The following is a 12,468-nucleotide window of genomic DNA, read 5'->3' on the forward strand; positions in this document are numbered from 1 at the left end:
GACTCAGCCGGCCGCGCGCTTGGCGAAGACCGTGATCCTGCCGATCGCGGCGGCCGTGGTCACCGACACGTGGTCCGTGCCGGGACCCCCGTCGGTGACGGTGATGCACAGCGGGGTGCCGAGCAGGGTGGCGCCCTCGATCTTGGTGATCGTGTAACCGGGGTAGCTCCCGACGAAGCTGCCGGAGGCCTCCAGGCGCGTCTGGATGAGGAAGTCGCCGGACTGCCGGCTCCCGACCTCGTTGCAGGCCGCCAACCGGGACGCGGGCGCGGAGGTGGCGGCGGGGACGGCTGCCGAGGCCGCCGGCGCCAGGGTCAGGACGGAGAGGGCGGCCGCGGCCGCGAGGCAAGCACTTCGTGTGCGTATGGCTGTCATGCGGCGATCGTCCATCGCGGCCCGTCGGCGCGCGAGCGGGCCGGGCGGCCGACTGCTCCGAACGCCTGGCGCCGCGCGCCCCGCCCCCCGACCTCGCGCCCCGACCTGGCCCGCGCCCCGACCGCGCGCCCCGGCCTGGCCCGCGCGCCCCGACCTCGCGCCCCGACCGCGCACCCCGGCCTGGCTCTCAGGCCGCGTCGGGGGCCAGGTGACGGCCGACCACCAGTTCCGGGGCGATACGGATCTCCGCGCGGGCGCCGGGCACCGCGGACGGTCGGCGGACCTCCGCGCGGCCGAGGACGGTGACGCACCAGCCGGTGCCGTCGGCGCCGTCCACCTCGTCGGCCTCGAAGGCGATCACGGCGCCGTCGACGGCTCGGGCCAGCTCGGAGCCGGGCTCCGTCGAGAGCAGCACGCCGCCGATCGGGTCCAACCGGAAGCGCACCGGGAGGACGGCAGGCAGGGCGCCGACCGTGTAGACCACCCGGCCCACTCCGGCCCGGCGCAGCAGTTCCAGTGCGCGGGCCTCGTCGAGGCCGGGCGCCGCAGCGGCACCTCCCGGCACGGCACCTCCCGGCGGCCGCCCGAGGGGCGGCTCGACCTGCACGGACGCGGCTTCACGATCGGCGTTCATACCTGCGATCGTCACCCGTCGGACAGGGCGGAGCGAGGGCCGATGGTCCCGCCGGGAGTCCCTGCCTCCCCAGGGCGGCCGTCAGCCGCGCACACCGTGGCCGAGGATCCGGGCATGGTGGGCCGACCGCTCCGGGACCCGCTCGGCGGCCGCCGACTGCCGCAGTTCGGTCGCGATCAGCGCGGCCTGGACGCGCCGCTCCACACCCAGCTTGGCGAGCAGCCGGGAGACGTGGTTCTTGACCGTCTTCTCGGCGAGGTAGAGCCGTTCGCCGATCTGACGGTTCGTCAGTCCCTCGCCGATCAGGGCGAGCACTTCCTGCTCGCGGGCGGTCAGCTCCGGTCCGGCCGCGCTCGGCCGCTCGGGTTCGGCCTCGCTGCGCAGGCGGTTGAGCAGGCGGGTCGCGGCACCCGGGTCGAGCATCGAGCGGCCGGAGGCGACGGTCCGGACCGCGGTGACCAGATCGGTGCCGCTGATCTGCTTCAGCACATAACCGGCCGCGCCCGCCATCACGGCGTCGAGCAGCGCCTCCTCGTCGTCGAAGGAGGTCAGCATCAGACAGGCCAGGTCGGGCATCCTGGAGCGCAGTTCGCGGCAGACGGCGACACCGTCGCCGTCACCGAGGCGCACGTCGAGCACGGCGACGTCGGGGCGGAGCGCCGGGACCCGGACCAGGGCCTGCTCGGCGGTGGCGGCCTCGCCGACCACCTCCAGGTCGGGCTCGCCGTCCAGCAGGTCGTGCACCCCTCGGCGCACCACCTCGTGGTCGTCCAGCAGGAACACCCTGACCGGCGCCGCCGCGGCGGTACCGGTCGTCTCGCTCGCCATGTCGCGACTCCACCCTCTCCCTGTCCGGCGCATCGCACGCCGGGTCCACCGCATCATCCCCCGCAGCCCGCGCCGGCCCCAGGGTCGAACGGCCCCATTTCCGGCGGACGAGGCTCGACGGACGGACAACCGGGCGCACGGGCGGACGCACAACCGGGCGCACAGGCGGACGGGCGGACGACCTCTCCGCGCGGGCACGCCCCGTCGGCGGGCGGCGTCACGACGTGCTCCCGGCGGCGGGGCGTCCCGCCGCCGGGAGCAGGCCGCGGAGCGCGTCCTACTCCGCCGGGCGGAGGGCGCCGAGCAGCCGCTCGACGGCGCCGAAGGCGACCGCGCCGTCCAGGGGGTTGGTGTAGACGCGGGACCAGGTGATCAGGCCGCCCCGGACACGGGCGAACATCACCGAGTCGAGGGTGTAGCGCTTGCCCGTGGCCAGCACCTCGCCGTGCAACCGGTACTCGGCGACGGCGAGTTCGGGATCGGTGGTGCCGTACACCTCGATGTGGTCGACGGCGTCGAAGCGCTGTATCGCGGCGCCCCGCTGGAGGTGGGTGAGGAAGGCCTCCCTGCCCGGCTGCTGCGGCGGCACGCCGGGTGTCAGGTAGGGCAGTTCGAAGACGGCGTCGGTGGTGACCAGGTCGACCACCGCCAGGTCGGGGCCCTTGCCCATCAACTGGACGAACTGGTGCAGGACTTCGCTCGGCGAGGCGGTGGCGGTCATCGGACGTTCCTCTCGACAGGGCCGGGGCGCTGCCCCGGTGGGCTGATTGGTTTCCGGGCCCGGAGTTCCTCGCGCAAGGGTACGGCGAAGGGTCGGTGACGCTTCGTCAGGGTCGGTGCCGGTGGGCGTTGCCGAGGCCGAGGAGCAGGAAGGCGGTGGAGACGACGACCGCGCTGCCCGCGGCGGCGGCCAGGCGCGGTGCGAGCGGGCCGCCACCGGCGAGCAGGATCGAGGCGGCGCCGAGCGAGGCGGTCACCAGGCCGACGAGCAGCCAGCCGAGCAGGGCCCGTGCGGCCGGGGGGCGAGCCGTCCGGGGCGCCGGGAGCGGTTCGAGCAGGGCCCAGCGCTCGGCCTCCTCCCGCTGTTCGGCGTGGTGCTGGAACTGGGAGCGGATCCGGAGCAGGACGCCCGCCACGAGTCCGGCGAGGGCGATCTGCGCGGCGGGCTGCCAGGCGGGGACGGCCAGCAGCAGGCCGCCGGCCAGGGCCAGGCAGGCCCACCAGGTCACGCAGGCAGCCGCGGCGGTACGGGCCGAGCGGGGGCGGTCCTCGCCGGCCTGGAGGTCGGCGACGGCGGGCAGGTACCAGACGCAGCCGGACGCGGTGATCGCGGCGGTGCCGATGGCCAGGACGATGTGCGACATGGTGCCGTCCACTCCTATGAGCGTCGGTGGGAGGGGCCGCTCCCGCCCGTCCGGGGGTGGAGACACACGGGCGGGAGCGGCGTTCGGGGGGCCGGCGTTCGGAGCCGGCGTTCGGGGCCGGCGTTCGGGGCCGGCGTTCGGGGCCGGCGGGGCCGTCAGCCGACCCGGTCGGCCCCGTCGCCCCGGTCGGCCCGGTCGGCCCGGTCGACGGAGCGCTCGCGGCGCGGCAGCGGGGCGTCGTACGCGGCCGGGGTGACGCCGGCCAGGTACGTGGCGGGCTCGCCGTGGCATTCCAGGAAGTCGCGGGCGGCGATGTCCGGGTGGTGCAGGTCGAAGGCCGGGGATTCGGAGCGGATCCGCGGCAGGGAGGTGAAGTTGTGCCGCGGCGGCGGGCAGGAGGTCGCCCACTCCAGCGAACGGCCCCAGCCCCACGGGTCGTCGACGGTCACCTTCTCGCCGTACTTCGCCGTCTTCCACACGTTGTAGAGGAACGGCAGGATCGACAGGCCGAGCAGGAACGAGCCGATGGTGGACACCGTGTTGAGGGTGGTGAAGCCGTCGGAGGCGAGGTAGTCGGCGTAGCGGCGGGGCATGCCCTCCGCGCCGAGCCAGTGCTGCACCAGGAAGGTGCTGTGGAAACCGACGGTGAGGGTCCAGAAGGTCACCTTGCCGAGGCGCTCGTCGAGCATCTTGCCGGTCATCTTCGGCCACCAGAAGTGGAAGCCGGCGAACATCGCGAAGACGACCGTGCCGAACAGCGTGTAGTGGAAGTGGGCGACGACGAAGTACGAGTCCGAGACGTGGAAGTCGATCGGCGGGGCCGCGAGCAGCACGCCGGTGAGGCCGCCGAAGAGGAAGGTGACCAGGAAGCCGACCGTCCAGAGCATCGGGGTCTCGAAGCTCAGCGAGCCCTTCCACATGGTGCCGACCCAGTTGAAGAACTTCACCCCGGTCGGGACGGCGATCAGGAAGGTCATGAAGGCGAAGAACGGCAGCAGCACCTGTCCGGTGACGTACATGTGGTGCGCCCAGACCGTCACCGACAGGCCCGCGATCGCGATGGTGGCCGCGATCAGGCCGGAGTAGCCGAACATCGGCTTGCGGCTGAACACCGGGATCACCTCCGAGACGATGCCGAAGAACGGCAGCGCCAGGATGTAGACCTCGGGGTGGCCGAAGAACCAGAACAGGTGCTGCCAGAGCATCGCACCGCCGGAGGACGGGTCGAAGACGTGCGAGCCGAACTTGCGGTCGCACTCCAGCGCCAGCAGCGCGGCGGCCAGCACCGGGAAGACCAGCAGCACCAGGAGCGAGGTCAGCAGCACGTTCCAGCAGAAGATGGACATCCGGAACATGGTCAGGCCGGGGGCCCGCATGCAGATGATCGTGGTGATGAAGTTGACGGCGCCGAGGATGGAGCCGAAACCGGAGAGCGTCACGCCCATGATCCACATATCGGCGCCGACGCTGGGCGAGTGCACCGCGTCGGACAGCGGCGCGTAGAGGAACCAGCCGAAGTCGGCGGCGCCCTGCGGGGTGGCGAAGCCGGCGGCCGCGATCAGCGAGCCGAACATGAACAGCCAGAAGGCCAGCATGTTCAACCGGGGGAAGGCGACGTCGGGGGCGCCGATCTGCAGCGGCATGATCCAGTTGGCGAAGCCGGTGAACAGCGGCATCGCGAAGAGCAGCAGCATCACCGAACCGTGCATGGTGAACGCCTGGTTGAACTGCTCGTTGGAGAGGATCTGCGTCCCCGGCCGGGCGAGTTCGGCGCGCATGACCAGGGCGAGGACGCCGCCGATCAGGAAGAACCCGAACGAGGACACCAGGTACATGGTGCCGATCGTCTTGTGGTCGGTGGTCGTCAGCAGCCGGACCAGGGCCGAGCCGGGCCGGTCGGCCCCGGCCTTTCCCGGTCGGGCGGCGGACGGCGGCGGCGGCGCGCTGTCGCCCCGTGCCTCGATGGCGCTCAAGGACGCACTCCTTCGAAACTTCTGCGGATGGGTGGCGATCCATGATCGGAACGCACCGCCCTTCGCCCCCAGGGCCGTTGGACCCGGTGGACGGGGGCCGGTGGGCCCCGGATCCGGTCCACCGGGCGGGACCACCGGGCGGGACCACCGTCCGGTCCGCGGCCGCCCCGGGCCGAAAGCTCCCGGGTGCCGACGACGCCGAACGGCCGGTGCGGCCGGGAGAGTCGACGCTCCCCCGGCCGCACCGGCCGTACCGGATCCGAGCCGGCCACCGCCGCGCCCGGCGCATCCGGCGCACCGGACCCCGTGGCGGCCCACCGCACCCCGCTCCGCGGAACCCGGGTCAGGAGGCCGCCGCGGTCCCCGCGGTCAGCCGGTACCCGGCCACCAGGTCGGGCTGGATGGCCACCATGTGGTCCATCGAGCCGTCCACCCAGGGACTCAACAGCGCCCGGTAGCGCGCGAGTCGGGCGGGGTCGGTGACCGGCCGGGCGTAGCCGGTGACCACCACGCTCCAGCCCAGCCTGGTCACCGGGTCGATCGCGTCCGCCTCGTAGGCGACCACCACGCCGATGTCGTCGTCCCCGAGGGCGGCCGCGGTGAGCGCGGCACCCTCGTGGGTGCGGATCACCACGGTGTCGTCCACCAGGAGGTGGTTGACCGGACGGATCGCGGGCAGCGCCCGCACCGTGAACACGATCCGACCGAACGGTGCGCCGCCCAGCAGTCGCAGTGCCTCGGCCCGGTCCAGTGGCACCAGTCGGCGGGGCGGCGCCTCGGCGGGCGGCCGGGGGTGCGGCGCCGGACCCGGCCGGCGGAGCGACGGTGGCGGGCCGTCGGAGCGGCGCAGCGCCCGCAGCCGGCGGCGGACGGACTCGTCGCTCACGAGGCGGCCGCGATCAGGCCGAGGCCACCGTCGAAGCGCCGGTAGAGCACCCGGCCGCGCCCGGAACCGGGCTGGGCGAAGAACAGATGGGGCAGTTCGGCGGCGGTGAGCCGTTCGACGGCCTGCTCCTCGCTCAACTCCGGTGCGCCACAAGGGCTGAGGGTCAGGGGGACGGCCGGTCGGGTGGGCGGACCCGCGGCCACCGTGCGGGCCAGCCGGTAGCCGGTCGGGCCGACCCGGTAGACGACCGCGTCGGTCTCGGTGGCCGGATCGGTGAACAGGTGGATGTCGTAGTCCATCGCGTCCATGGTGCGGGCCGCCGCGTCCGGGGAGCACCAGACCAGTTGCGGCCGCTTGTGCCGGACGATGCGTCGGAGCGGCTCGGGCGGGCAGGGGACTTCGAGGCGCGCGACGGCCCCGACGGGTGCCTCGGCCCCGACCGACGGCTCGGCCCCGGCGGGTGGCGCGGCCCCGGCGGACATGGAGGCTCCGGCAGGCCTGAAGGCTCCGGCGGACATGGAGGCTCCGGCGGACGTGAGGGCCCCGGGGGCGGCCGGCAGCCCCCGGGTGCGGGTCCGGCGCGGCCAGGGCCGGGGTGTCCACCCGGCGGTAACGGCGCTCATCCGGGTGCGCAGGCCGTCCACGAGCCGGTCCAGCACCTCGCCCGGGTCGGCCGCTGCCGCCGCCTCCTGGACTCGGATCCGCCGGCCGTCCACCTCGGCGTTCACCTGAGCCACCACCCCCGGCGGGCCCGCGGAACCCGGGGCGATGCCCGGGAGGCCCGCCGTGCCGAGCGTCCCGATCCGGACACGCAACGACTCCACCAGGGCGTCCGCCCCGCTCACCACGGCGGCGATCCGGGTTCTCGCGTCGGCGGCGAAGCCCCGCGAAATCCCCTCGCACACCCGCACCGTGACCAACTCGCCCACCTCAGGCCTCTTCCCGTTCCGCCGCGCTGTCGTCCCGCCCGCGCCGACCCGCTCCCGGCGGGCCCGCACACCGGCGCGGCGCTCACGATCCCTCCCCGCCGAAGGAGCGGGAAGGGCCGAACGGCCCCATCGGCCCACGCCCACCGGCCCCGCCGACCGGCAGGGGCGCCGGCACCCGCACCACCCGCCGCTCCCCGCCTCACCCGCTCCCGGCCTCACCCGCCCCGCGCCGCACCGTCCCGCTCCCCGCGTCGCCCCGCCTCACCCGCCCCGTGCCACCCCGCCCCGTGCCGAACACGCGCCCCCCACACCCCCGGCGCACCACCGTCACCCGGGGCGTGCCATCATCGGGCCATGTCGGCACCTGACGACCAGTCCGCGTACTGGAACTCCACCGGGACCACCAAGACCTTCGGCCACCCCCTCAACCCCGTCTGGGCGGCCAGGATCGATCCGGCGGCCGCCCTGCTCGACTACGGCTGCGGATACGGCCGGCTCACGGGCGACCTGCTCGGCCTCGGCTTCCGCGACATCGAGGGCGTGGACGTCGCCCCCGGGCTGATCGCCCGGGCCCGCGCCGAACAGCCCGCGGCCCGCTTCACCGTGCTGACCGATCCGCCCCGGCTCGACCGGCCGGACAACAGCTACGACGCGGCCTTCCTGTTCGCCGTGCTCACCTGCGTGCCCGACGACGGCGCCCAGCGCGCCCTGGTCGCCGAGCTGCACCGGGTCCTGCGGCCGGGTGGGCTGCTGCACGTCAGCGACTACGTCCTCCAGCCGGACGAGCGGAACCAGGAGCGCTACCGGCGCTCCGAGCCGCGCTTCGGCCGGTTCGGCGTGTTCGAGACCGGCGACGGGGCGGTCTGCCGTCACCACACCCGGGACTGGCTGGACGGGCTGTTCGCCGGGTTCGACCCGGTGGACGCGCGGGAGATCCCGGTGCACACCATGAACGGCCACCCCGCCACGGCCACCCAGTTGCTTCTCGCCCGCCGCTAGCCGACGCCGGCCCGCTCCGTCCGGCCCGCTCCATTCGACCTTCTCCGTCCGACCTTCTCCGTTCGGGTGGCCCGGACCGCGGCCGACCTGCGGCCCGGCCACCCGGAACGCCCCCCTCCATCGGCGGGGGTACGACGGACGTCCGGCGGATCATGCGGGCCGCACGGCACAAAGATGGGGGCACGTCCCCCATGTCCCGGCAACCGTCCCAACGACAGGATCAGCAACGAGGGCAGCGCCTTCGACGGCAGCGCGGCTCTCTCCCGGCATCGGAGGTGCGGTGGTGGCTGAGGTGAACGCCGTGCGCAGCACGCGCCCCGACGGGGGCGCAGGACCGGTTCAGGGCCCGGTCGCACCGGTGGTTCCCTCGGCCATACCGTTCCCGCACACTCCGATGCCCGGCGACTTCCCCGCACCACCCGCCGTACAAGCACCACCTGCCGTACAAGCACCACCCGCCGTATCCGCACCACCCGCCGGCCCCGCGCCGACGGCGGAGACGGCGGTGCCCGACCCGAACCGGCCCGACCCGAACGAGCTCCGCACGAACGAGCTCCGTCCGAACCAGCTCCACCCCTCCCAGACTCCCCGTTCCCACCACGCTCGCCTCCGGTCCCCCCGTGCCGGCGGTCCGCCGTGGTGGGAACGGGGCCTGACCCCCGGTCGGCCGGCGCCCGCCACCCGCCCGGACTGGGCCGCGTTCACCGAGGCAGCGGTGGCCGCCGCGCCCGTCCGCCCGGTCGTGCCGCGCGCCGCCTACCCCGGCCTGAGCGGCTTCGCGCTCGTCCTCCAGCCCTTCGCCGACCGGGCACAGGTCCGGCTGCTGACCGCGCTCACGCCCGCCGTGCGGGCGGCCGACCAACTGGGCCGGATCGACCTCACCGCCCTGCGCGCCGAGTTCACGGCGCGGCTGACCGAACGGCTGGCCCGGATCGCCGCCCGCACCCTCGTCCTGGAGCTGCACACGGCCCGGGCGGCCGGGCGGCTGGCCGGGGGCACCCCGCAGGAGCGGTTCCGCTCCTTCCTCGCGCTCACCGCCCGCCGCGAGGGCCTGGCCGCGCTGCTGCGCGACTACCCCGTGCTGGCCCGGCTGCTCGCCCGCGCCTGCCTGGACGCCGCCGACGCGCACGCCGAACTGCTGGACCGCTTCACCGCCGACCGGGCGCTGCTGGTCGCCGGGCTGCTGCGCGGCCGCGACCCGGGCATGCTGCTGGCCGTCACCGCCGACGCCGGCGACCGCCACCGTCGCGGCCGGGCCGTCGCCGTGCTGCACTTCGCCAACGGCACCGCCGTCGTCCACCGCCCCCGGCCACCTGCCGCGCACCGGCACTTCAACACCCTGCTCGGCTGGTACGGCACGCAGCCCGGGGTGCCCCGGCTTCGCGCGCTCGGCCTGCTCGACCGGGGCACCCACGGCTGGACCGAGTACGCCGAGGCCCGGCCGTGCCTGACCCACTACGACGTCGAGCGCTTCTACCGGCGGCTGGGCGCGCTGCTCGCGCTGCTGCACGTCCTGGACGGCACCGACACCCACTTCGAGAACCTGATCGCCTGCGGGGACCATCCGGTCCTGGTGGACGTCGAGACGCTGTTCCATCCACCGGCGGGCGAGCCCCGCCCCGAAACCACCACCGGCACCACCACCGGCTCCGGCACCCGTCCCGACAGCCGCAGCGGCACCGGCTCCACCCCCGCCTCCGGCACCCGTCCGGACAGCCCCGACGAGGACCCGGCGGCCCGCGCGCTCGCCGAGTCCGTGCACCGCGTCGGCCTGCTGCCGCAGTTGCTGATCGGCGACGACGGTGCCGCGGACGTCTCCGGCATCGGCGGCGGCGGCACCGGACGGCGGCTCTCCCCGGTCGACGGCGTGGACTGGGCCGGCGCCGGCACCGACGAGATGCGGCTGGTGCGGCGCCCGCGCCCGTTCGGCTCCGCGCACAACCGGCCGCGGCTCGGCGGCGCGCAGGTCGAGCCCGCCGAGCACACCGAGTCCCTGGTGGCCGGGTTCCGCGCCGGGTACGCGGCGCTCGCCGCCGGCCGCGACGACCTCACCGGCCCGCGCGGGCTGCTGCGCTCCTTCGCCGACGCCGAGGTCCGGGTGGTCCCCCGGGCCACCCGGGTCTACGCCCGGCTGCTGGACGAGTCCACCCACCCCGACGTCCTGCGCGAGGCGGGCGCCCGGCAGGCCGTGCTCGACCTGCTGCGCACCGACGCGGTCGACGACCCCGGCCGTCCCGGGCTGGCGGAGCACGAGATCGCCGACCTGTGGACCGGCGACGTACCGCTGTTCACCACCCGGCCCGGCACCCGCGACCTGTGGACCTCCGGCGGCCGCCGGCTGCCCGGGGAGCTCGCCGAACCGGGGCTGGCCCGGGTCGAGGCCAAGCTCGCCGCGCTCGGGGCGGTCGACCGCAAGGACCAGGAGTGGATCGTGCGCGCCGCCATGGCCGGCGCCGCCGACACCCCCGCGCACCGGCCCGGGCGCCCGGTGCCGGAGAACGTCTGGGCGACCGCGCCCGAGTCCGAACGGCTGCTGGCCGCGGCCCGCGGGATCGGCGACCAGCTCGTCGCCGCCGCCTACCAGGGACGTTCCCGCACCAACTGGCTCGGGCTGGAACTGCTCGCCGACCGCCACTGGCGGGTCCGGCCGCTCGGCGCCGACCTCGCCGGCGGGTACACCGGCACCGCGCTGTTCCTCGCCCAGCTCGCCGCGCTCACCGGGAGCGACCGCTACGCCGAGGTCGCCCGCCGGGCCCTCACGCCCGTCCCCGGACTGCTCGACGCCCTCGGCGCCCACCCCGGGCACCCGGCCGCCGTCGGGTCCGGCGCCTTCGCCGGCCTGGGCGGCATCGCCTACGCGCTCGCCGAACTCGCCCGGCTCCTGGACGATCCGACGATCGCCGGGTGGGCCGGGGCATCGGTGGCGCTGACGCTGGCCGCCGCCGAGGGCGAGAGCGACCCGGGCGTGCACAGCGGCACCGCCGGCGGGCTCGCGGCCCTGCTCGCCGTCCACGCCGGAACTGTTCACGCCGGAACTGCTCACGCCGGAACCGTCCACCGGGCCGGCCCTGCCCCTCGGGCCGAGGGCTCCCCTCTGACCGAGAGGGCCCACCCGACCGAGGGGACCCGCGAGGCCGAGACCGTCCGCGCCGAGGCCCGGGCGGCCACCGACGTCTGGGCCGCCGCCGTCCGGTGCGCCGAGCGGCTCACCGACCGCCCCCTCCCCGCCACGGCCGGCTTCGCGCACGGTTCGGCCGGCGTCGGCTGGGCGCTGCTGCGCTACGCCGAGGCCACCGGCGAGCCCCCCGAGGGCCCGCACCACCGGGCCGGTCTGGCCGCCCTGCGCGCGGCCACCGCCGTCCGTTCCCGCGAGGGCTCCTGGTGCCGTGGCCGTCCCGGGATCGCGCTCGCCGTCCTCGACAGCCCGCTCGCGCTCGCCGACCGGGAACTCGCCGACCGGGCCCAACGGGCCGTCCGGAACACCGCCCGGGCCACCCCGCTCGGCGACCACAGCCTCTGCCACGGCGAGCTGGGAGTGCTGGAACTGCTCGGCCGGCACGGGCCCGCCGCCGGCCGCACCCCGTGGGTCCGGCGGGCCGGCGCGCTGCTGGCCGCCGTCGACCAGGACGGCGCGCGGTCCGGCACGCCCGACCACGTGCCGCACCCGGGACTGCTCACCGGGCTGGCCGGGATCGGCCACGGACTGCTCCGCCTCGGCTTCCCCGACCAGGTGCCGTCGGCCCTGCTGCTGCGCCCCCGCGCCCCGGCGGCGACCGGCCCCGCCCCGGCGACCCACCGGACGGCGCGGCCCTTCGACACCGCCCTCCCCGAGCCCCCGGCCGTCCCGGCCACCGCCGCTTCCCTCCGCGCCCTCGGCGGACCGCGCAGCCCGGTCGCACTCCGCTGACCGCCCCCGGCGGGCCGTCCGGGCCCCCGGCCACCCCCGACCGAACCGGCGCCGCCCGCACCACGTCCTCCTTCCCGAACCGTCCGGCATCATCGTCACCACGTCATCATCACCACCACCACCACGAACGGAGCACCCGACCATGCACAACCACGACGAGCGGCTCACCCTGCCGCACACCGCCGTCCGCCCCGGCGAGACGGCCGACCACCCCGCCGGCGAGATCCGCCTGCGCGCGGGCGGCGGCCTGGGCCTGCGTTCCAACCTCCTCGCCGGAACGGGCGGTGCCATCCCGCCGATCATCGAATTCCCGACCATGACCACCCCCTTCTGATGTCCCACCGGCTCTTCTGATCCCTTGTCACCCCTTCCCGACCCCGCTCATCCCTGTTCGAACACCTTCCGGACACATTCGGATCCGTTCAGAACCGGTTCGGACTCGTTCGGGAACAGCCCGACCGTGAGCACCACCCCGGCCAGCCACCACCGGCCGGACCGTCCGCCGCCGAGGACCGGGCAGCCCCTCGGCGGCGGACCCCGCCCCACCCCGCACGCACCCCACCTCGCGCGCAC

At 75.6% G+C, this 12,468-nt stretch carries 11 protein-coding genes; 3 read left to right on the top strand and 8 right to left on the bottom strand.

All coding sequences use genetic code 11. The features are described 5' to 3' along the window. Nucleotides 1-3: 3 nt before the first annotated feature. From ACIPYS_RS04665 to ACIPYS_RS04700, 8 genes are all read right to left on the bottom strand, one after another. Nucleotides 4-375 (bottom strand): hypothetical protein, encoded by a 372-nt coding sequence (locus ACIPYS_RS04665; protein ID WP_400743089.1) that lies wholly within the window; start codon nucleotides 373-375, stop codon nucleotides 4-6. A gap of 187 nt (nucleotides 376-562) precedes the next feature. Beyond that, the gene (locus tag ACIPYS_RS04670) at nucleotides 563-1,009 is read right to left on the bottom strand and encodes a pyridoxamine 5'-phosphate oxidase family protein (RefSeq protein ID WP_400743092.1); all 447 of its coding nucleotides are present in this window, start codon (nucleotides 1,007-1,009) and stop codon (nucleotides 563-565) included. Between the two features lie 81 nt (nucleotides 1,010-1,090). Continuing rightward, on the bottom strand, nucleotides 1,091-1,837 hold the full coding sequence (locus tag ACIPYS_RS04675; RefSeq protein ID WP_400743095.1) for a response regulator: 747 nt from the start codon (nucleotides 1,835-1,837) through the stop codon (nucleotides 1,091-1,093). Nucleotides 1,838-2,114: 277 nt separating this feature from the next. After that, complete coding sequence (locus ACIPYS_RS04680; RefSeq protein WP_400743098.1) at nucleotides 2,115-2,558, bottom strand: nuclear transport factor 2 family protein; 444 nt, start codon at nucleotides 2,556-2,558, stop codon at nucleotides 2,115-2,117. A gap of 106 nt (nucleotides 2,559-2,664) precedes the next feature. After that, nucleotides 2,665-3,201, bottom strand: a complete 537-nt coding sequence (locus ACIPYS_RS04685; RefSeq protein WP_159425113.1) for a hypothetical protein — start codon at nucleotides 3,199-3,201, stop codon at nucleotides 2,665-2,667. Between the two features lie 155 nt (nucleotides 3,202-3,356). Beyond that, complete coding sequence (gene ctaD, locus ACIPYS_RS04690) at nucleotides 3,357-5,174, bottom strand: cytochrome c oxidase subunit I (protein WP_400743101.1); 1,818 nt, start codon at nucleotides 5,172-5,174, stop codon at nucleotides 3,357-3,359. A gap of 343 nt (nucleotides 5,175-5,517) precedes the next feature. Beyond that, on the bottom strand, nucleotides 5,518-5,934 hold the full coding sequence (locus ACIPYS_RS04695) for a pyridoxamine 5'-phosphate oxidase family protein (protein ID WP_231978908.1): 417 nt from the start codon (nucleotides 5,932-5,934) through the stop codon (nucleotides 5,518-5,520). A gap of 122 nt (nucleotides 5,935-6,056) precedes the next feature. Further along, on the bottom strand, nucleotides 6,057-6,989 hold the full coding sequence (locus tag ACIPYS_RS04700) for a sigma 54 modulation/S30EA ribosomal C-terminal domain-containing protein (protein WP_400743104.1): 933 nt from the start codon (nucleotides 6,987-6,989) through the stop codon (nucleotides 6,057-6,059). A 354-nt stretch (nucleotides 6,990-7,343) separates the two neighbouring features. Here ACIPYS_RS04700 and ACIPYS_RS04705 point away from each other — a divergent pair, with 354 nt between their 5' ends. The 3 genes from ACIPYS_RS04705 to ACIPYS_RS04715 all read left to right on the top strand — a co-directional run bounded on the left by ACIPYS_RS04705 (nucleotide 7,344) and on the right by ACIPYS_RS04715 (nucleotide 12,229). Beyond that, nucleotides 7,344-7,988, top strand: a complete 645-nt coding sequence (locus tag ACIPYS_RS04705) for a class I SAM-dependent methyltransferase (RefSeq protein WP_400743107.1) — start codon at nucleotides 7,344-7,346, stop codon at nucleotides 7,986-7,988. 715 nt (nucleotides 7,989-8,703) lie between these two features. Continuing rightward, nucleotides 8,704-11,895, top strand: coding sequence for a type 2 lanthipeptide synthetase LanM family protein (locus tag ACIPYS_RS04710; RefSeq protein WP_400743111.1), 3,192 nt, complete (start codon nucleotides 8,704-8,706; stop codon nucleotides 11,893-11,895). 142 nt (nucleotides 11,896-12,037) lie between these two features. After that, nucleotides 12,038-12,229: a hypothetical protein gene (locus tag ACIPYS_RS04715; protein WP_093863449.1), complete on the top strand. Its 192-nt coding sequence runs from the start codon at nucleotides 12,038-12,040 to the stop codon at nucleotides 12,227-12,229. Nucleotides 12,230-12,468: the final 239 nt, after the last annotated feature.

Origin of the sequence: Kitasatospora sp. NPDC089913 (assembly GCF_044748625.1) — a bacterium.
GTDB lineage: Bacteria > Actinomycetota > Actinomycetes > Streptomycetales > Streptomycetaceae > Kitasatospora.